The 22,629-nt window shown below is 32.4% G+C and carries 13 protein-coding genes; 4 read left to right on the top strand and 9 right to left on the bottom strand.

Annotation, left to right across the window (positions count from 1 at the left end; genetic code table 11):
• Window positions 1-75: 75 nt before the first annotated feature.
• From DIS07_RS11250 to DIS07_RS11215, 8 genes are all read right to left on the bottom strand, one after another.
• Entirely contained in the window at window positions 76-1,668 is a 1,593-nt protein-coding gene (locus tag DIS07_RS11250; RefSeq protein WP_109405362.1) for an NADP-dependent glyceraldehyde-3-phosphate dehydrogenase, read from the bottom strand.
• A 125-nt stretch (window positions 1,669-1,793) separates the two neighbouring features.
• Complete coding sequence (gene ilvA / locus DIS07_RS11245; RefSeq protein ID WP_109405361.1) at window positions 1,794-3,053, bottom strand: threonine ammonia-lyase IlvA; 1,260 nt, start codon at window positions 3,051-3,053, stop codon at window positions 1,794-1,796.
• A 72-nt stretch (window positions 3,054-3,125) separates the two neighbouring features.
• Window positions 3,126-4,601, bottom strand: coding sequence for a ketol-acid reductoisomerase (gene ilvC, locus DIS07_RS11240; protein WP_109405360.1), 1,476 nt, complete (start codon window positions 4,599-4,601; stop codon window positions 3,126-3,128).
• Window positions 4,602-4,611: 10 nt separating this feature from the next.
• Entirely contained in the window at window positions 4,612-5,142 is a 531-nt protein-coding gene (gene ilvN / locus DIS07_RS11235; RefSeq protein ID WP_109405359.1) for an acetolactate synthase small subunit, read from the bottom strand.
• Window positions 5,142-6,875, bottom strand: coding sequence for a biosynthetic-type acetolactate synthase large subunit (gene ilvB, locus DIS07_RS11230; RefSeq protein WP_109405358.1), 1,734 nt, complete (start codon window positions 6,873-6,875; stop codon window positions 5,142-5,144). The genes ilvN and ilvB overlap by 1 nt, the downstream gene beginning before the upstream one ends.
• Window positions 6,876-6,887: 12 nt before the next feature.
• Window positions 6,888-8,564, bottom strand: coding sequence for a dihydroxy-acid dehydratase (ilvD, locus tag DIS07_RS11225; RefSeq protein WP_109405357.1), 1,677 nt, complete (start codon window positions 8,562-8,564; stop codon window positions 6,888-6,890).
• 347 nt (window positions 8,565-8,911) lie between these two features.
• Window positions 8,912-10,033 (bottom strand): 3-isopropylmalate dehydrogenase, encoded by a 1,122-nt coding sequence (gene leuB / locus DIS07_RS11220; RefSeq protein WP_109405356.1) that lies wholly within the window; start codon window positions 10,031-10,033, stop codon window positions 8,912-8,914.
• Window positions 10,034-10,143: 110 nt separating this feature from the next.
• Window positions 10,144-11,319 (bottom strand): 2-isopropylmalate synthase, encoded by a 1,176-nt coding sequence (locus tag DIS07_RS11215; protein WP_109405355.1) that lies wholly within the window; start codon window positions 11,317-11,319, stop codon window positions 10,144-10,146.
• 132 nt (window positions 11,320-11,451) lie between these two features.
• Between DIS07_RS11215 and DIS07_RS11210 the strand changes: the two genes are divergently transcribed.
• The 4 genes from DIS07_RS11210 (at window position 11,452) to thrC (ending at window position 17,982) form a co-directional block, all read left to right on the top strand.
• Window positions 11,452-13,011: a hypothetical protein gene (locus DIS07_RS11210; RefSeq protein WP_109405354.1), complete on the top strand. Its 1,560-nt coding sequence runs from the start codon at window positions 11,452-11,454 to the stop codon at window positions 13,009-13,011.
• 318 nt (window positions 13,012-13,329) lie between these two features.
• A complete protein-coding gene (gene thrA / locus DIS07_RS11205; RefSeq protein ID WP_109405353.1) occupies window positions 13,330-15,771 on the top strand; it encodes a bifunctional aspartate kinase/homoserine dehydrogenase I in 2,442 nt (813 codons plus the stop codon).
• A gap of 4 nt (window positions 15,772-15,775) precedes the next feature.
• Window positions 15,776-16,699 (top strand): homoserine kinase, encoded by a 924-nt coding sequence (locus tag DIS07_RS11200; protein ID WP_109405352.1) that lies wholly within the window; start codon window positions 15,776-15,778, stop codon window positions 16,697-16,699.
• The gene (thrC, locus tag DIS07_RS11195; protein WP_109405351.1) at window positions 16,699-17,982 is read left to right on the top strand and encodes a threonine synthase; all 1,284 of its coding nucleotides are present in this window, start codon (window positions 16,699-16,701) and stop codon (window positions 17,980-17,982) included. The genes DIS07_RS11200 and thrC overlap by 1 nt, the downstream gene beginning before the upstream one ends.
• 147 nt (window positions 17,983-18,129) lie before the next feature.
• On the opposite strand, the gene DIS07_RS11190 is transcribed toward thrC, so the two are convergent.
• The coding region (locus DIS07_RS11190) for a T9SS type A sorting domain-containing protein (protein WP_146190728.1) at window positions 18,130-22,629 on the bottom strand (4,500 nt) is incomplete at its 5' end.

Raw genomic sequence — 22,629 nt, 5'->3', positions numbered from 1 at the left:
TATTCCAATTTATTTCATAAAAAAGCCTTGGTTAAATTATATAGCCAAGACTTAGGTATTTCAATGAAGAAAATTTTACAACAAATAATCTGTACTAATAAAATTAGAGGTTTTTTTATCTAATAATTCTTCTAAAATAGCATTATTATAAGGAGTATCTTTAGACGCTACAAAAGTTCTAATCGAAAAAGAACGTAGCGCATCATGAACACTCAAGGTTGAAACCGCTGAATCTTTTCTTCCAGTAAATGGATATACATCTGGCCCTCTCTGTGCAGCACTATTCAAGTTTACTCTACAAACTAAGTTTACTAAAGTATCAATTAAAGGAGCTAGTGTTCTAACTTCACTTCCGAAAACACTTACTTGTTGTCCGTAATTGGATTCAGCCATGTCGTCTAAAGGTTCTTGAATATTTTTAAACGAAACTACTGGAATTACAGGCCCAAATTGCTCTTCTTGATAAACTCTCATATCTTTAGTAACAGGATATAAAACAGCTGGAAAAATATAATTATCTGTAGTTTCTCCCCCTTTTTTATTCATGATTACTGCACCTTTTGCTGTAGCATCATCAATCAATTCTTGAATATATGCTGGTTTTTCAGGTTCAGGTAATGGGGTTAATTTTACACCATCTTCCCAAGGATTCCCATACTTTAAAGCATCTATTCTTTCAGCAAATCTTTTATTAAATTTATCAATAATATGCTCGTGTACATATAACACTTTTAAAGCTGTACAACGTTGTCCGTTAAAAGATGTTGTACCTGTAATACACTCATTTATAGCCAAGTCTAAATCTGCATCTGGCAATACAATTCCAGGATTCTTAGCTTCTAAACCTAACACTAAACGCAATCTATTTTTATAAGGATGATTTGCTTGTATTGCATTTGCAGATTTACTATTACCAATCAAAGCTAAAATATCAACTTTTCCTGTTTTCATAATTGGAGTTGCCAGTACTCTACCTCTACCATAAATAATATTTACCACTCCTTCTGGAAACGAATTTTTAAATGCTTCCAAGAGTGGTGACAGTAACAAAACTCCATGTTTTGCTGGCTTAAAAATAGTTGTATTCCCCATAATTAAAGCCGGAATTAACAATGCAAAAGTTTCATTTAAAGGATAATTATATGGCCCTAAACACAACACAACACCTAAAGGTCCACGTCTAACATGTGCATAAACTCCACTGTTTTTTTGAAACTTGGCAGAGTTTCTATCCATTTGTTTATAATCCTCTATGGTATCATAAATATATTCTACAGTTCTATCAAATTCTTTTTCAGAATCTGGTAGAGATTTTCCAATCTCCCACATCAATAGTTTTACCACCTCATCACGTTTGGTTTTCATTTGCGATGCAAACTCTTCCATACATTCGATTCTATCTGCTACACGCATAGTAGGCCATAAACCTTGTCCTTTATCATAAGCTCGGTAAGCCGAATTTAAAGCTTCTATAGCTTCATAAGCAGTCAAATTAGGAACTGTCCCTAATAAAGTCGGTTTATAATCTTTAGTAGATGAAATTGTAGAATACACATCTGCCATTTCTCCCTTCCATTCTTTTAATTCACCTCCTATTAAATAAGTTTTTTGATATTTTAATTCAGTAATCTGATATTTTGTAGGAATATCTTGAAAATTAGTCTTCATAAATTGTTTATTATCAATTTTATTGCTGTTACCGAACGAAATTAGCAAAATTTAGCTGTTTTTCCTTTCAGATTTAACTTTAATCACGAAAAGGATTTCGAGTTTCTAAGATTATTTTCTAGATTTTAAACTAAAAACTGAAATAAATCTGGTTTATCATTCAAGTAGTCTCCAAAAAAATTATTTGCTTTCATTCTTTTGATTAAAGGCTTTAAATCTTCAGAAGATTGCAACTCTAACCCAACTACAGCGGCACCATTTGTTCTGTTGCTTTTTTTAGTATATTCAAAATGAGTAATATCATCATTTGGACCTAAAATTTCTGCAACAAATTCTTTTAAAGCCCCTGCCCTTTGGGGAAATTTGACAATAAAATAGTGTTTTAAATTGGCATATAATAGAGCGCGTTCTTTAATTTCTGCAGTTCTTGTAATATCATTATTACTTCCACTAACTACACAAACTACATTTTTCCCTTTAATTTCATGAGTGAAAAAATCTAATGCAGCAATACTTAATGCTCCTGCAGGCTCAACAACAATAGCATCTTTGTTATATAGATCTAAAATTGTCTGACAGATTTTTCCCTCTGGAACGGTAATCACTTTTTCTAAATTTTTCTGACAAATGGCTAGGTTTAAATCTCCCACTTTTTTTACTGCAGCACCATCTACAAACGGGTCGATTTTCTCTAAAGTAGTATTCTTTTTATTACTTATGGATGTTAACATAGATGGCGCTCCTTTAGGCTCAACTCCTATAATTTTAGTTGACGGAGAAAGATTTTTAAATACTGTTGAAATTCCCGCAGATAAACCTCCTCCTCCTATGGGTAAAAATAAATAATCAATATTATTATCTACTTGATTGATAATTTCTAAACCAACTGTAGCCTGACCTTCTATAATTTTTTCATCATCAAATGGATGAATGAAAGTTCTACTTTCTGCATCACATTCTTCTTTTGCAGCATTGTACGCATCATCAAAAGTATCTCCCTCTATTCTTATTTCGATAAACTCTTCACCAAACATTTTTACCTGTTCTATCTTTTGATTTGGTGTAGGTGAAGGCATAAAAATTGTACCTTTAATTTTTAATAATTTACAAGATAAAGCCACTCCTTGAGCATGATTTCCAGCACTTGCGCAAACAATTCCTCTTTGTTTTTCAATTTCATTTAACGAAGACATTTTATTATAAGCCCCTCTAATTTTATAAGAACGTACTACTTGCAAATCTTCTCTCTTAAACAAAACATTTGCATTAAACTGTTTTGATAAATGAGTATTTACACTTAAAGGAGTTTTACTTATAACTCCTTTGAGCTCAAAAGCAGCTTGCTTTATGTTATCTATTGAAGGAAAATAAACTTGTTTTTGCATACTCAAAAATACAAAAAGATCCTTCAGATTTCATAAATCTGAAGGATCTAAATAAAAATTTTTTATTATTATTTAGGCAGATTTTATCACTTTCATTGCTGTCATAGAAGCTCTTAATTGCTCTCCAATAATTTCTACCGGGTGATTTCTAATAATCTTATTAATCTTAATCAATTCTTGATTGTCAACTCCATTTTCTGAACTAAAAGTTTTACCAATTACGTTGGTAGAAACTGTTTTCATAAAATCAGCTAGTAAAGGTTTACAAGCATGATCAAATAAATAACATCCATACTCTGCAGTATCAGAAATTACACGATTCATTTCAAATAATTTTTTACGTGCAATTGTGTTTGCAATTAATGGCGTTTCATGTAAAGACTCATAGTAAGCAGACTCATCAATAATACCAGATTCTGTCATTGCTTCGAAAGCTAATTCTACTCCAGCTCTAACAAAAGCAACTAATAAAGTTCCATGATCAAAGTATTCTTGTTCAGGAATTTCTTGATTTGTTATTTGTTGTTTTTCAAATGCTGTTTCTCCAGTTGCTGCTCTCCATTTTAATAGGTTTACATCATCATTTGCCCAATCTTCCATCATTGTTTTAGAAAAATGACCAGTCATAATATCATCCATATGCTTTTGGAATAATGGACGCATGATATCCTTTAATTCTTCTGATAAACGGAAGGCTTCTACCTTAGCTGGATTAGATAATCTATCCATCATATTTGTGATTCCTCCATGCTTTAATGCTTCAGTTACAGTTTCCCAACCATATTGAATTAACTTCGCTGCATAACCAGCATCAATTCCCTCCTCAACCATTTTGTCAAAAGATAAAATTGCACCTGTCTGTAACAAACCACATAAAATTGTTTGCTCTCCCATTAAATCAGATTTCACCTCTGCCACAAATGAAGACGCTAAAACTCCTGCTCTATGACCTCCGGTTGCAACTGCATATGCTTTTGCTTGAGCCCAACCTTTATTTTCTGGATCGTTATTTGGGTGAACAGCAATTAATGTTGGTACTCCAAACCCTCTTTTATATTCTTCACGAACCTCAGAACCTGGGCATTTTGGTGCAACCATTATAACTGTTAAATCTTCACGAATTTGCATTCCTTCTTCAACGATATTAAAACCGTGAGAATAACTTAATGTTGCTCCTTTTTTCATTAAAGGCATTACCGCTTTAACAACATTAGTATGTTGTTTATCTGGCGTTAAGTTAATTACTAAATCTGCTGTTGGCAAAAGTTCTTCATAAGTACCAACTGTAAAGTTATTAGAAGTTGCATTTTTAAAAGAATCTCTCTTTTGATCTATAGCTGTTTGACGAAGCGCATAAGAAATATCTAAACCAGAATCTCTCATATTTAATCCTTGGTTTAATCCTTGAGCTCCACAGCCCACAATAACAATTTTCTTTCCTTTTAATGCATCTACTCCAGCTCCAAATTCTGAAGCATCCATAAATCGACATTGTCCTAATTGCTCTAATTTCTCTCTTAATGTTAATGTGTTAAAATAATTTGACATCTCTGTATATTTAGTTGTTGTATGTTTGTAATAATGTTGATATTTTCATTTCGTCTTTAGTAACTGCTATCCTTCCCGAACGAGTAAATTGCATTATACCAAATTTGCTTAATTGCTGATGTAACTCTATTAATTCTTCTCTTTTTCCTGATTTTTCAAGAACAAAAAACTCTTTATTCACAGTTACAATACGAGCACCACTTTCTTTAATAATGTTCTGAATTTGACGTTCTTCAAATAACAAATCTGACTTAATTTTAAACAACCCTGAAATTTGATAAATGGTGTCATCTTCGTCATGGTAATATGCTTTAATTACCTCTACTTGTTTTTCTATTTGACCGATTACTTTCTTAATATTTACCTCTGTCATATATACAACTATGGTAAATTTAGAAACTCCAACAATTTCCGATGGAGAAGTATTTAAACTCTCTATGTTGATATGTCTTCTTTGAAAGATTGCTGAAATTCTATTCAATAATCCTATATTATTTTCAGTATAAATCGATACTGTAAATAGTTCTTTTTCTGTACTCATTATTCTAATCTTATGTCTGAAACACTAGCTCCTGATGGAATCATAGGAAATACATTATCTTCTTTTTCTACGCAAACTTCTAAAAAATAAGCTTCTTTACTTTGCATCATTTCTGCAACAGCTTCTGCCAATTCTTCTCTTTTTGTAACTTTTCTTGCTTTGATATAATATCCTTCTGCAATTGCTACAAAGTTTGGATTTACCATTTCTGTAGATGCATATCTTTTGTCAAAAAATAATTGTTGCCATTGACGCACCATACCTAAGAAATCGTTATTCAACACCACCACTTTAACCGCTGCTTTTTGCTGAAAAATGGTACCTAATTCTTGCAATGTCATTTGGTAACCTCCATCTCCAGAAATAGAAACTACTTCACGGTCTGGAGCTGCCATTTTAGCACCAATTGCTGCTGGCAAACCAAATCCCATTGTTCCTAATCCGCCTGAGGTAATGTTACTTTTGGTTACATTAAAATCTGCATATCTACAAGCAATCATTTGATGTTGCCCTACATCGCTAACAATAGCAGCTTTACCTTCACTCTGAATGTTAATTTCCTTCAACACTTCAGCCATGGTTAAACCTTCTTTTGTTGGGTATAAATCGTTTTTGATTACCTTATCGTATTCTATTTGATACAAATCTTTGAACTTCTGATGCCAATCGTTATGGAAGCTTTCATTCAATAAAGGTAACAATAGTTCTAAACTTGTTTTGGCATCACCTAAAACTGCAACATCAGTTTTTACATTCTTATCAACTTCTGCAGGGTCAATTTCAAAATGAATTACTTTAGCTTGTTTTGCATAGGTAGATAAGCTTCCTGTAACACGATCGTCAAAACGCATTCCAATAGCAATTAACACATCACATTCATTGGTTAATATATTGGGTGCATAATTACCATGCATACCTACCATTCCAACATTTAAAGGATGTGAAGTTGGAATCGCAGAAGCGCCTAAAATAGTCCACGCAGCTGGTATCCCTGCTTTTTCTACCACTGATTTTAATTGCTCTTCAGCTTTACTTAAAATAACTCCTTGTCCCCAAACAATTAGCGGTTTTTTTGCAGCATTAATTAAAGCTGCAGCTTCAGAAACTTTATTTATGTCTGTTTTAGGGATTGGATTATAACTTCTAATTTTTTCACATTTTTCGTAAGAAAAATCAAATTCATTAAATTGCGCATCTTTAGTAATATCTACCAAAACTGGTCCTGGTCTTCCGCTTTTAGCAATATAAAATGCTTTAGCAATCGCAGAAGGAATATCTTCTGCCCTAGTAACTTGACAATTCCATTTTGTAACTGGGGTTGAAATACCCACAATATCTGTTTCTTGAAATGCGTCTGAACCCAATAAATGAGAAGGTACTTGCCCTGTAATACACACCATTGGTGTAGAATCTATTTGAGCATCTGCAATACCTGTAATTAAATTTGTTGCTCCTGGGCCAGAAGTTGCCATTGCTACTCCTACTTTTCCAGAAATTCTTGCATAACCTTGAGCCGCATGAGTTGCTCCTTGTTCATGTCTTGTTAATACATGATGGATTTTACCTTGATATTTGTACAATTCATCGTACACAGGCATAATTGCTCCTCCAGGATATCCGTAAAGAATATCAACACCTTCTTCAATCAAACATCTAACAATTGCCTCACTACCAGAAATACGCTCTGTAGCTTTGGTAGATTTTTGCTGAGTTTTTATGGTTTGTGTATCCATATTTTTATTTTTTTATAAATCAGTTACACATCCTTTAGATGCTGACGCTACTGATTTCGCGTATTTATATAAAATTCCTTTTTTGTGTTTTGGCTCAGGAGCAGTCCATTTTGCTTTCCTTTCTGCCATTTCTTCATCAGAAATTAACACATTGATAGAGTTATCTTCTGCACTAATTCTAATTTTATCTCCTGTTTCAATCAATCCTATAGCACCCCCGTTTATTGCTTCAGGTGTAATATGACCAACAACAAAACCATGAGTACCTCCAGAAAAACGACCATCCGTAATTAACGCTACAGATTTTCCTAAACCTGCTCCCATAATTAAAGAAGTTGGCTTTAACATTTCTGGCATTCCAGGACCTCCTTTTGGACCTACATATCTAATGACGACTACGTCACCTCTTTCTACTTCTCCGTTAGAAATTCCTGTATTAGCATCTTGCTCACTATTATACACTACTGCCTTTCCTTCAAATAATAAACCTTCATTTCCAGAAATTTTTGCTACAGCACCTTCTTCTGCAAGGTTACCGTACAAAATCTGTAAATTCCCAGATTTTTTTAAGGCATTTTCTTTTTGATATACAATATCTTGTTCTTCAAATTCAATAGCCTCTACATCTGCTAAGTTTTCTGCTAATGTTTTACCTGTAACTGTCATACAGTCTCCATGTAAATACCCATTTTCTAATAAGTACTTCATGATTGCAGGAATTCCTCCAATACTATGAACATCTTCCATTAAATATTTACCAGAAGGCTTCAAATCTCCAATTAAAGGTGTTCTATCGCTAACTCTTTGAAAGTCTTCTAACTTAAAATCGATATCTGCTGCATGTGCAATAGCTAAAAAGTGTAATACTGCATTAGTAGAACCCCCCAAAGCATTTACCAATGTGACTGCATTTTCTAGAGATTTTTTAGAGATAATATCTAATGGTTTTAAATCTAATTCTAATAAGTTTTTTATTGCTCTAGCCGTTCTTTCCGCTTCAGATAATTTATTTGGATTTTCAGCTGGAATTGATGAATTATAAGGCAATGCAAACCCCATACATTCAATAGCTGAAGCCATTGTGTTTGCGGTGTACATTCCTCCACAAGCTCCAGCTCCTGGGATTGAACGTTTAATAATTTCTTTATATTCTGCTTCGTCTATTTCTCCTGCTACTTTTTGCCCTAAAGCTTCAAAAGCAGAAACAATATTTAATTTTTTTCCCTTGTATTCTCCTGATGCAGTTGAACCACCATACATCATTATTGATGGACGATTTAAACGCAACATTGCCATAATTGCTCCAGGCATGTTTTTATCGCAACCAACAATAGCGACCAATGCATCATAACTTTGTGCATTCATTACAGTTTCGATTGAATCTGCTATAATATCTCTAGAAACCAACGAGTAATTCATACCAGAAGTTCCCATAGAAATTCCATCAGAAACACCAATTGTATTGAATCCTAAACCAACCATATCTGCAATATTACATTCCACTTTGACTTCGTCTTTCAAACGATTCAAATGCATGTTACAAGGATTACCATCGTACCCAGTACTAGCAATACCAATTTGTGCTTTTTGCATGTCCTCATCAGTTAATCCTGCAGCATACAGCATTGCTTGAGATGCTGGTTGAGATTCGTCTTGTGTTAATCTACTACTATGTTTGTTAAGTTTCATTTAATGATTTCTTAATTTTGTTGACTAAATTATTCTATTTCTAGATTTTTGTTGCATAAAACTCAATTATGTTCTTTACTTTCAGATGTTAAAAAAATATCACAAAACCTTTATTATCAATTATTTAACCCCTTTTTAATATGATATCCAATTGTAAAAAAAATGCAATAAAAAACCTTCCGTTTATGAGGAAGGTTTCAATTTAAATTTTATATATAAATATCACTCCTTCGTCATGTAATAATCAATGACAAGGACAATAGAAATAATCTTTACAATTTGTTTTTTCATAATGCTTTAAATATTTGAAAAATATATCTGATTTTCCAAACAAAATTTCTAAAATTTTAAATAATTGTACTTTGCCCCATATGAATATTTTTAAAATTCATATTACTATCCTCTTGGTTTTCAATATAATCTGCAATAAAATCACCTACTTTTGAGGTTGTTGTAAAAGTTTGATTTTTACTTCTTAAATCTTTGGTTGTAATTCCTAAATCCAAAGATTTTTCCACTGCTCTTTGAATCGCATCTGCTTCATCTTGTAAACCTAAATGCTCTAATAATAAAGACGCAGATAAAATCGATGCTAAAGGATTTGCAATATCTTTACCCTTAGCTTGTGGATAAGAGCCATGAATTGGCTCGAATAATGCGTTTTCTTTACCTATTGAACTTGAAGCCAACATACCGATAGAACCACCTATAACACAGGCGACATCAGAAATAATATCGCCAAATAAATTTTCGGTTAAAACAACATCAAACTGTTTAGGATTAAGAACAATTTGCATGGTTGCATTGTCTACAAACATAAAATTTAAATCTACATCTTTGTAATCTTTAGCAACTTCTGCAACAGTTTTTCTCCACAAGCGAGATGTTTCTAAAACATTTGCTTTATCTATTAATGTTAGTTTCTTTTTTCTATTTTGAGCCGCTTTAAAAGCTAAATGTGCAATTCTTATAATTTCATCAACTGAATATTGACATCCATCGAAAGCAACTTTTCCATCTTTACTTAATTCTTTTCTACCAAAATAAATACCACCAGATAACTCTCTAAAAATAGCTACATCTGTTCCGGAAATAATTTCTTTTTTTAAAGGAGAATTTTTAAGCAGATGATGATACGCTTTAACTGGTCTTACATTACAAAACAAATCTAATTCTTGTCTAAGTTGTAATAAACCTTGTTCTGGTCTAATTTTAGCAGTTGGATCATTATCAAATCTTGGATCACCAACTGCGCCAAACAAGATTGCATCTGCTTCTTTACAAACCTTGATAGTTTCTTCTGGTAATGGGACTCCGGTTTTATCGATTGCACAAGCTCCCATTTGAACTTCCTTATATAAAAAAATATGGTCATACACCTCAGCAACGGCATCTAATGCTTTTTTTGCTTGATTGGTTACTTCTGGTCCAATTCCATCTCCTGGGATAACTGCAATAGTATACTTCATTAAGTAATTCTCTAAATTCTGTCTTATCAAAGGTAGCTATTTATTTCAATAGTTGACTAGAAACGCGTAGCTACCAATGAAGACAAAGTTTAAGGTTGATTTTTTATATTTTAAGCTGTTGCTATTTTTGAAGTTTTGTTAACTTCACTCATAATTTGATGAATATCTTCATCTTTTACTTCTTTTTGTTGATCTGCTTTATTTAAAAAAGCAGTATAAGCAATATCTAACTGAACTTTAGTTAATTCGTATCCAATCTTTTTTGCTCTATATGCTAAAGCTGCTCTACCGCTTCTTGCGGTTAATACTATTGCACTTTCTGTAACGCCTACGTCTTCAGGATCCATAATTTCGTATGTTTCTCTGTTTTTAATCACTCCATCTTGATGAATTCCAGAACTATGTGCAAATGCATTTGCTCCAACAATGGCTTTATTGGGTTGCACTGGCATCCCCATACTTTCACGAACCATTATCGAAGTATCATATAATAACTTTGTATTAATACTTGTTTCTAAGTTTAAGTATGGATGTTGTTTTAGTACCATAACTACTTCTTCTAATGCAGTATTTCCTGCTCTTTCTCCAATTCCGTTTATAGTACACTCTATTTGACGCGCCCCATTGATTACACCTGAAATTGAATTTGCAGTTGCCATACCTAAATCGTTGTGACAATGGCAAGAAAGAATAACATTATCTATACCTTTTACGTTTTCACGCAAATATTTCATTTTAGCACCATATTCTTCAGGTAAACAATACCCTGTTGTATCTGGAATATTTAAAACTGTAGCTCCAGCTTTAATAACTGCTTCACATACCCTTGCTAAATATTCATTGTCTGTTCTACCAGCATCTTCTGCATAAAACTCTACATCTTCTACAAATGATTTTGCGTAAGAAACAGCTTTTACTGCTCGTTCTATTACAGCTTCTCTAGAAGATTTAAATTTAAATTGAATATGAGAATCGCTAGTACCTATACCAGTATGAATTCTTGGATGTTTAGCATATTTTAAAGCTTCTGATGCTACTTTAATATCATTCTCAACTGCTCTTGTTAAACCACAAACCGTTGCATTTTTTACGATTTTTGCTATTTCTGTAACTGAATTAAAATCTCCAGGACTCGATACAGGGAAACCAGCTTCAATAACATTTACACCTAGTAAATCTAATCTTTCAGCAATTACTAATTTTTGTTTAGTATCTAACTTACAACCAGGCACTTGCTCTCCATCTCTCAATGTTGTATCAAAAATTTGAACCTTATTATCTTGCATAATTTCTGTAAAGATTATCTTATTATATATTCAAATGTATGTATAGAGATTAAAATAAATAGTTATTTTTACCATTCTGTACGATTTCTAATTTCGTCAAAAAAAACATAAAAACCTGATTATCATAGGTATATGAGTAAAAGTGTTACATCAGCCAATCAACAAAATGATGCTCTTTTTGTTTTAATCAAGTCATTGACTAAATCCGAAAAGAGACAATTTAACTTATATGTAGGTAGGTTAGATGGTAACGTAGATGCTAAATTCTTCTCTTTATTTAAGTTTTTAGAAAAACTTAAGGTCTATGATGAAAAGGTAATTATTGGAAGTGGAATTGTTTCTAAACAACAATTATCTAACCTAAAAGCACATTTGTACAAACAAATTCTTATTAGTTTACGTCTAAATCCAGCTCACAAAAATGTACGAATTCAGATTAGAGAACAGTTAGATTTTGCAACTGTTTTGTACCAAAAAGGATTATATAAACAAAGTTTGAAACTATTAGATAAAGCTAAAAATATGGCTTTAGATAATGAAGAAAAAAATATTGCCTACGAAATTGTTGAACTAGAAAAAGTAATTGAAACTCAGTACATTACCAGAAGTTTAAGCAATAGAGCTGATCAACTTTCTGTGCAAGCAAAAGAACTCAGCCAGCAAAATGTAATTGCCAGTAAATTATCTAATTTATCATTACAATTATACAGTCATTTATTACAAAACGGCTATGTAAAAAACGAAGAAGAATTAAGGTTTATCGATAAATATTTTAATGATAGAATGCCTAAATATGAATATCAAAAATTGGGTTTTCGTGAGAGATTATGGTTAAACAAGGCACATTTATGGCATAGTTTTTTGATACAAGACTTTTTATTAAGCTATAAATACGCCAGAAAATGTGTGGATTTATTTGAAAGCTCTAAACTGATAAATCTCCATCCTGTTTTTTACCTAAAATCTAAAAATTACCTATTAGAAGCTTCATTTTTGGTAAAAAACGTTACTGTTTTTAAACAAGAATTGAATCATTTTGAATCAGAAATTGATCAGAAATCAATTCCAATGAACACCAATACCGAGTTGTTAATTTTCTTGTATTTCTATTCGAACAAATTGCATTTACACTTTTTAGAGGGCTCTTTTGAGAAAGGAGAATACTTAGTAGATGTTATTAATAACAAAATTGATAAATATAAAAATAGATTAGACAATCATTATGTAGTTCTACTCTATTATAAGATAGCTTGTTTGTATTTTGGAATGGGCAAGAACAGAGAATGTATAGCTTATTTACAAAAAATCATAAAATCAAAGAACTTAAGTTCTGCGGAAGATTTACAATGTTTTGCTCGAATTTTAAATTTAATCGCTCATTATGAATGTGGTTTAGATTATGACTTGGAAAGACAATTTGTAGACACTTATAAATTCTTATTAAAAATGCAGAATTTACAAGAGGTTCAGAAAGTATTTTTAGAATCTATTAGAGATTTAAGTGATGTTTTTCCACACGAAATTAAAAACGAGTTCAAGAAAATTCACGCGAAATTAAAAGTGTTCGAAAATCATCCTTATGAAAAAAGAGCTTTCTTGTATTTAGATATTTTATCTTGGTTAGAAAGTAAAATTCAGAATAAACCTATTGCTTTAATTATTAAAGAAAAGACAAATCAATTAGGTAAATAATAAAAGATTAGTATTTGAGGTGATTGATTTTTAACAATTCTATATAAATCAGTTAAAATCATAAAATAATCAGTACTTCAGAGCAAAAATTTAAATAATACTTCTATTTTTGTCTCGTGGATTTATTAAACACATACAATAATTTTACTGCAACTACTTCTGTAGCTGGTTTTTCTATGCGCACAATTACTCGCTCAACTACAACAATTACCCTTTAGGGGTTATACTATATTCATATTATCAAAGGTTATCTATTGTTTCACATCAAACTGAAACAAAATCAATAAAAAATAAAATTACACAAACTATTCATTACCAATGAAAGTATTAAAATTTGGCGGTTCGTCTGTCGCGAGTTCAGAAAACATAAAAAAAGTCTTAGCAATTGTTGAGCAAGCATCTAAAAACCAAAAAATAGCAGTCGTAGTTTCTGCTTTTGGCAAAACAACGAATGCATTAATAGAAGGTGCAAATTTAGCTTCCAATAAAAATGAAGGCTATAAAGAAGTTCTTAAAAAATTAGAAGAACATCATTTTGGTGTGATTAAAGATTTAATTCCTGTTCAAAATCAAAGTGCTATTATTAGCTATGTAAAACAGTTATTTAATCATTTAGAAACTATTTATGAAGGCTGTTTTTTATTGCAAGAATTAACTCCAAAAACCTTGGCTAAAATTTCAAGTTTTGGGGAGTTACTTTCTTCTTACATTATTGCAAAAGCGGCTAATTTATCATTTGAAACAGATTATAAAGACAGTAGAGAATTATTAGTTGCTTCCGATAATTATTTAGGAGCTATTGTAGATTTTTCTACAACCAACCAAAATTTACAGAATTATTTTAATGGAGATAACAAGCAAGTTATTTTATTACCTGGTTTTGTTGCTAGAACTCCAGAAGGAAAAACTACCACTTTAGGACGTGGTGGTTCAGATTACACTGCTGCCATTATTGCTGCTGCTGTAAATGCTGATGAATTACAAATCTGGACAGATGTAAGCGGAATGTTTACTGCTAACCCAAGTGTGGTAAAACAAGCTTTTCCAATTCCACATATTTCATATCAAGAAGCTATGGAATTGTCGCATTTTGGAGCGAAAGTAATTTATCCTCCAACAATTCAACCTGTATTAAAAAAGGAAATTCCTATTTTAATTAAAAACACTTTTAAGCCAGAAGAAGAAGGAACTTTAATTGCCAAAGAAACTAGTAATAAAAAGCCCGTTAAGGGAATTAGCCATATAGAGAATATCACTTTAATCACTTTAGAAGGAAGCGGGATGGTAGGTATTCCTGGTTTTTCTAAGCGTTTATTTGAGGCGCTTTCTTTTCATAATATTAACATCATTTTAATTACTCAGGCTTCTTCAGAATTGTCCATTTGTATTGGTATTTCTGATGAAGATGCTGCTAAAGCAAAAGATGTGATTGATGAGACTTTCGAGTTTGAAATTCATCAACAAAAAGTAAATCCAACTGTTTTAGAGCAAGATTTATGTATCATAGCTTTAGTGGGTGATAATATGAAAAACCACCAAGGTTTAAGCGGACAAATGTTTAGCGCCTTAGGTAAAAACAATGTAAATATTAGAGCAATTGCTCAAGGTTCTACAGAAAAAAATATATCTGCAGTTATTAATAAAAGTGATGCAAAAAAAGCATTAAACACGCTTCACGAACAATTTTTTGAAGAAAAAACTAAACAATTAAACTTGTTTGTAACGGGTGTTGGAAATGTTGGTGAACGATTCTTAGCACAATTAGAGCAACAAAAAAAGTTCTTAAAAAAGAATTTAAAATTGAATGTTCGCGTTATCGGATTATCAAACTCTAGAAAAATGGTTTTTGATGAATCAGGAATCGATTTAAAAAACTGGAAAGAAGCGCTAGAAAACGGAGAACCAACTAGTTTAGAAGCATTTTTTAATAAAACAAAAGATTTAAATCAAAGAAATAGTGTTTTTGTAGATAATACTGCAAATCAAGCAGTTTCTGAGGTTTACGAAAGCTATTTACGACAAAGTATTGGTGTAGTAACTTGTAATAAAATTGCCTGTGCATCTTTATTAGATAATTACAAAACCTTGAAAGCTGTTTCAAGAAAATACAACGCACCATTTTTATTTGAAACCAATGTAGGTGCTGGTTTACCAATTATTGATACGTTGAAAAACTTAATCAATTCTGGTGATCAAGTGCATAAAATTCAAGCAGTTTTATCTGGAAGTTTAAATTTCGTTTTTAATAATTTTAATGAGAACTCAACATTTCACGATGTTGTTGAACAAGCTCAAAAAGAAGGATACACAGAACCAGATCCTAAGATTGATTTAAGTGGTGTTGATGTGGCTCGTAAAATCTTAATTCTTGCAAGAGAAAGTGGTTACGACTTAGAATTGGAAGACATTGCAAAAAACGCTTTTCTACCTGAAGAAAGTTTAAATACTACGAATAATGATGATTTTTACGCATCATTAACTAAAAACGAAGCACATTTTCAAAGTATTTTTAAAGAAGCAAATGACAAAAATTGCAGGTTAAAATATGTGGCTGAATTTGTTGATGGAAAAGCAAATGTTGGTTTGCAACACATTCCATCTGATCATCCTTTTTATAATTTAGAAGGAAGTGACAATATTGTATTATTCTTTACAGACAGATATCCAGAAAATCCTTTATTAATAAAAGGTGCTGGTGCTGGTGCAGATGTCACAGCTTCTGGTATTTTCGCTGATATTATTAGAATAGGAAATATTTAAAACTATGGATTCAATAAAAATTTTTGCTCCTGGAACTATTGCCAATGTTTCATGTGGTTTTGATATTTTGGGTCTTTGTTTAGATTCAGTTGGTGATGAAATGATCATCAGAAAAACAGCAAAAAAAGGAGTTACAATTAGCAAAATTGTGGGTCAGATTTTACCTTTGGAAACAAAAAAAAATGTAGCTGGTGTAGCTGCTTTGGCTTTGTTAGAAAAAGTAGATTCAGATTGTGGTTTTGATATTGAAATTTATAAAAACATAAAACCTGGAAGCGGAATTGGAAGTTCTGCAGCGAGTTCTGCTGGTGCTGTTTTTGGTATCAACAAATTGTTAGGAGAACCTTTTTCTTTAGCAGAATTAGTTCCTTTTGCTATGGAAGGTGAAAAACTAGCAAGTGGTTCTGCACACGCAGATAATGTTGCTCCTGCTATTTTAGGCGGATTTACTTTGGTAAGAAGTTATACTCCTTTAGATGTGATTAAAATCAATTCTCCAAAAGAATTGTTCGCAACTGTTATTCATCCTCAGATAGAAATTAAAACAGCGGATTCTCGTTCTGTGCTAAAACAACAAGTCACTTTAAAATTGGCCGTAAAACAAATGGGGAATTTAGGTGGATTGATTAGTGGATTATACACAGAAAACTACGATTTAATCAGTAATTCTTTACACGATGAAATTGTAGAACCAAACCGTTCTATCTTAATCCCTGGTTTTGATGATGTTAAAAAATCCTGCTTAAAAGCTGGAGCATTAGGAAGTGGAATATCTGGTTCTGGGCCTTCTATTTTTGCATTAAGTAAAGGTGAGGAAACTGCAAAAGAAGTTGCTAAAAGTATGGGCGAAATTTATAAAAATATTGGAATTGATTTTGATATTCACGTGTCAAAAATCAATCAAGAAGGAATAAAAATTTTAAAATAATGAACTATTATAGTTTACATCATAAATCACCAAAAACAACTTTTAAAAACGCAGTTATTGAAGGTTTAGCGAAAGACAGAGGAATTTACTTTCCAGAATCTATTACTCCGTTATCAAAAGATTTTATTGAAAATATTTCTGAATACTCAAATCACGAAATTGCTTTTGAAGCGATTAAACAATTTGTGGGTGATGAAATTCCTGAAACGAAGTTGAAAGAGATTATTGCAGAAACTGTTTCTTTTGATTTCCCTGTTGTTCCTGTTGATGAAAATATTGGAACTTTAGAGTTATTTCATGGACCAACAATGGCTTTTAAAGATGTTGGAGCTAAGTTTATGGCAAAATGCTTAGAGTATTTTAACAATGATAATGATGATGAAGTTACGGTTTTAGTAGCCACTTCTGGAGATACTGGTGGTGCAGTTGCAAATGGTTTTTTAGGTGCAAAAGGCGTAAATGTTGTAATTTTATATCCTTCAGGAAAAGTAAGTGATATACAAGAAAAGCAATTGACAACTTTAGGTCAGAACATTACGGCTTTAGAAGTTGATGGTGTTTTTGATGACTGCCAAGACATGGTGAAAACTGCTTTTTTAGATGAAGAAATAGAAAGAACATTAACTTCTGCAAATTCTATAAATGTAGCACGTTGGTTGCCACAAATGTTCTATTTTTTCTTTGCTTACAAACAATTACACAAACAACATAAGGATATTATTTTTTCTGTACCAAGTGGGAATTTTGGAAATATTTGTGCGGGAATTATGGCACAAAAATTAGGTTTACCTGTAAAACATTTTGTGGCTTCTACAAATGTAAATGATACTGTTCCTAACTTTTTAGTAGATGGAGTTTATAAACCAAAACCATCTAAAGCAACAATTTCTAATGCTATGGATGTTGGAAATCCGAGTAATTTTATCAGAATCCAAGAATTATTTAATAATAATTTAGAAACTTTAAAAAGTGCTTTTTCATCATATAGTTTTACCGATGACGAAACTCGTGAAACAATGAAAAAAATCTACAACAATTCTGGTTACATAGCAGATCCTCATGGGGCAGTAGGTTATTTAGGATTGAAAAAACACGGTTTATTAGAAAACGAATATGGTGTGTTTTTAGAAACTGCGCATCCTGTAAAGTTTTTAGATATTGTAGAAGAAACTTTACCTGTAAAGGTTGAAATTCCTGAGCAAATTCAAAAAGTGATTAACAACAAAAAAGTAGCTACAAAAATAGCTACTTATAAAGATTTAAAATCTTTTTTAGAACGTTAGAACTTTTGGTAATTGATAAAAAAGAAATGTTTTTAATTTGTGGGGAAACTAAAATAAAGTAAAATGTTGTAAAACTTTATCCAACCTTTCTTTTATAAACTTTTCTTAAAAAACTATCTCAACCATCATAATTGAGATAGTTTTTTATTATTCTATTACAATTTTCTTATTAATATCTCCTTTATCAGAGTTTAATTTTACGATATAGACACCTGTTGGTAATTTTCTGGTAATCTTAAGTTCAAAATTTTCTTTTTGCTCTTTGATATTCCAAGAAGAAACTGTTTTTCCTAAAAGATTAATTAGTTTTACTTTACGAATATCAATTTCTTGATTTTTCTTAATATTCACAAAATCGTTTTTATTATCAACGTATATGTTTGTGTATGCATTTGCTATAGCATCAGTTACAGATAAAGCGCTTGAAGGCTTAAATGCCAATACAAATCGATCTGTGTAAGTACCTTGGTCTAATAATAATGTTGCAGTTTCTTTAATTAATTCTTGTGAAACTCCAGTTACTTTGTCTGTAAGATATATTGGTTGATTAATATTTTTTATTTCATCTACCTTAATGGTTATCATCCCAGAATATCCCATTGTAATTTCTAGCGGAACTTCTAAATCTCTATAGATAGACTGTACTCCAGCGATTACATACTTTCTATCATCAGTTGGAAATTTCCAATAAAAATCTGTATTACCTACATCGTATATTTCTGAATCGTATCCTTTATCATAACTAAATGAGGTGTAAGGACTAAAACCAACCGCTATTTGTCTATGATATTGTTCGTTCTTATTAGCTATTGAATTAAAATCCATTCCTAATTTGATAACAGGTAGGCTTAAAATAGTTTTATCTCCAGATTTCTTTCCTGTTGATTTAAAAAATACTGAGGAGCCGGTAATTTCTGTTTTATATTCCCTTTGACTATTGTTAAATACTATAGTACCTCCATCTATGTTATCTCCTTGAACAAAGAACCCTTGTCCAATTGCAATATAAGGTTCTGGTTCTGTAAAATCAAATACAAAATCATCTCCTCCTAAACTAGGTGCACAAGCTATTTGCCCATCTACATCAAATAAATTAACATAGTCTATAAGTAATGGATCTATTAATATTGAATCTTGTGTTATAGGGTTATTCGAATCAATAATAATAGAGATATCATCAAATGGTTCAAAACATTCTTCAATTTCGTAGATTTCATACTTATTATCTGCTGTAGCAGGCAATGCAATTGGATAATCTATATCAAATTCTCCTTTTATTTTTAAAATAATGTTTACGTCAGCAGCTGCTTTATAACGTATTCTCAAAGTATCTGCACCTCTTGCAATATTTTCATATTTTATTAACCCTCCTATGGTATCTAATCGAACAACATTGATATTAGTTATATCATCATTATCTAAAACTTGTAAAGATGTTGCGGTATTCCCATCACTAGCATCAGCAGTTTCTGCTTCTAAAGTAATATTTACTGCCCCTCCTGTAGCGACTTTAGCATTAACTCCACCCAATAGGTTTCTTGTTGCATAACCCCCAATATAACCTGCAAAATTATGACCTGCAGAACCTTCATCTACTGTTGTTTCACTTGCATGTTCCCAAAAGTAAAGTGTTCCTGAAATAGAATTGATATTATCTTCTATAAACTCTTTAACGCTAATTGCTGAACTATAAGGATTCGCTACTAAATACGACTCGTCTTTACCAATTGTAGTTGTTAAATTCCCATCTTTTGGAGTCCCCATAAATGTATAATTTTGCGCTCTTCCAGGGCCTTTAAATATAAAACCATCTGTGTTTGGTATAGGTCCAGTGCTAAATTTTTGTTGCCAAGAAGCTCTAGTTCCTCCATTTGCTGCATAGGTGTAAATCCAATAATGTGCTAAATCTATGGCAAAATTTGAACCACTGCTTTTACTACCAAATCCGCCTCCAGGATTAGGTGGAGGGCTTTTTGAGAAATTCCCATCATAACCACTAATCCAATTTATACTTTTTGCAATTCCAGTAGCAGCATTGTCATCTATATCGCTCACAAAATCTGTTAGGTTTGTTCCATCCTTTAAAACACTTGCAACAGTGTAAGCAGAAGAACCAGCACTTGATGTTACTGGCGAACCTATATAATTGTATCTGTACTTACTTGGAACTGGTGAATTTTGATCGACTAATAATCTTCCTGTTCCTGTGACTAAACTAGCAGAGGTATGCGTTTGAATTAATTGTGCTTTACTCTCACCAGTTGCATCTATCAAACGGATATCTCCATTTAAAATTACATCATTGGTTACAACTAAAAGATTATCCGTAATTCCTAATTTTCTAGTGGCATTTACCGTTAACCTTCTTGCGCTTAATCGAGAACTAGTATGGTTGTAATTTTCATCAATAACAACATGTCTAGATCTATCTGGAACACCATTATTCCAATCACCACCTGTTCTTGTGGTAATGTTAATTCTATGAAGCCCTAACAAAGTATTAGCATCAGTATTTGAATTGATAACCTCAGAAACTAAAGGGTCGTGTGGATGACGTGCCGCACCTCCTGCTCCTAATAATCTATATGGATCTAAATAATCTGGATCTGATTGAATATCATTCACAAATACAACCCATTCTGCTGGTGTATATGTAGCATTTGGTACTAAAGCCTCGTCAATTCTAACAAATGATGTCTTATTTGTTACTCCGCTAACAACATCGTATCTGTTTGACCAAGAAGTAGCATCTGAAGAAGTTGAAAGTGTAATAATATCATCACCATTTTCAATTCTTGTAGCTTGATTATTAGTTACTACTTCTGCAGTTGTAACAATCCCTGCAACAATATTTGTAATAGAATTATTTGAGTTTTTTATTAAAACCGATTGCCCGGGACTTAAGGCAGTATTTATGACAATATTTGTGTCTGGTACAACATTTGATTGATCTCCAGATTTATCTTTGTACAACTGAACTTGAATAAAGTTGGCATCAATTGAACTCGTAGTGCTAATATTTGTAATTTCAATCCATCTTTCGTTACCAAATTGATACACTTGTGTAATCATTGGTGTACCCTGACCTTCGGAAGTATCTCTGTAATCTACATCTCCAAAAGGACTATTAAAATCATTATCTGTATCTCCTAAATTACCCACTGCTGGAGGACTGTGATTGTCATTTACGGTATATCCTGCACCAGCTGCATCTGTATTATCATCAAAGTTATCATCCAATCCGTCGCCATCTGCATCAGCATTCGCTAAAGCATTGTCTGTATCTCCATTTTCATTGATATCGGTAGTTCCATCGTTATCAGAATCAGCATCTAAATAATCTGGGGTGTCAGTTCCGTCTGTATTTTCAGGATTTATTCCTACAAAACCACCTGTTTCATATGTATCGTCAAGACCATTATTATTCGCATCAGTTATTCCGTTTCCAACTCCACTTGGTGCATCATAACCTTTTGTAGGTTGTCCTTCTACGTTATCTGGAATACCATCATTGTCTGCATCTATATCTAAATAATTATCTAAACCATCACCATCTGCATTTGTAGGTGTATTACCTGTACTTGCAGAACTTGGAATACCTCTTGTAGTAGGCGTTGTTCCTACAACACCATCTGCTCTACCATCATTATCAGCATCTGTCCCTCCTGTTTCTACAACATCTGTAATACCATCGTTATCGGAATCGATATCTAAGTGATTTGGAACACCATCTCCATCTGCATCATATACATCTGGAATACCATCACCATTGGAATCTGTATAGTTTGTGGTAGAACCATCACCAGAATTTCCACCATCTGTATTATCTAAATAATTTTGTGTACCATCTCCATCTTCATCACCATTTGGATTATTACCACCGGATTCAACAGTATCTAGAATTCCATCATTGTCATCATCTAAATCTGTGGTATCTAAAACACCATCATTATCAGAATCAACACCTGTGATATCTCTGTAATCTAAATCTCCTCCTGTATTAATGTCTCCATCTACATCTCCTAAATTTCCAGCATTTGGTGGAGTGTGGTTGTCGTTTACAGTTGCCGCTGCTATTGCAGAGTCGTTATTGTCATCAAAATTATCATCTAACCCATCACTATCTGTGTCTGTTCCAGACAAAGAATTGTCTGTATCTCCATTTTCGTTAATATCTGTAATTCCGTCGTTATCAGAATCTGCGTCTTTGTAGTCTGGTGTATCAGTATTGTCTGTGTTAGTTGGGTTTAAACCAATAATTGCACCGTTTTCGTAATTGTCATCTACACCATTGTTATTGGCATCTGTAATCCCTGAACCTACACCACTTGGAGCAACATAACCAGCAGTTGTTTGCCCTTCTATATTATCCGGAATACCATCGTTATCTGCATCAATATCTAAATAATCTGGTATTATGTCTCCATCTACATTTGTTGGTGTATTCCCAGTACCTGCAGAACTTGGTACCCCTTCTGTATTCCCAGAAGTACCAACGGTACCATCTGCTCTACCATCTCTATTGGTATCTGTACCTCCAGATTCGATTACATCTGGAATACCATCGTTATCTGAATCTAAATCTAATGAATTTGGAATTCCATCACCATCTGCATCACAAAATATGAGTCCTGGACTAAACGTTAT

Source organism: Polaribacter aquimarinus, assembly GCF_003129485.1.
GTDB classification, from domain to species: Bacteria; Bacteroidota; Bacteroidia; order Flavobacteriales; family Flavobacteriaceae; genus Polaribacter; species Polaribacter aquimarinus.
The sequence above is the reverse complement of the archived record's forward strand: the minus strand, read 5'-3'. Positions and strand labels throughout refer to the sequence as shown.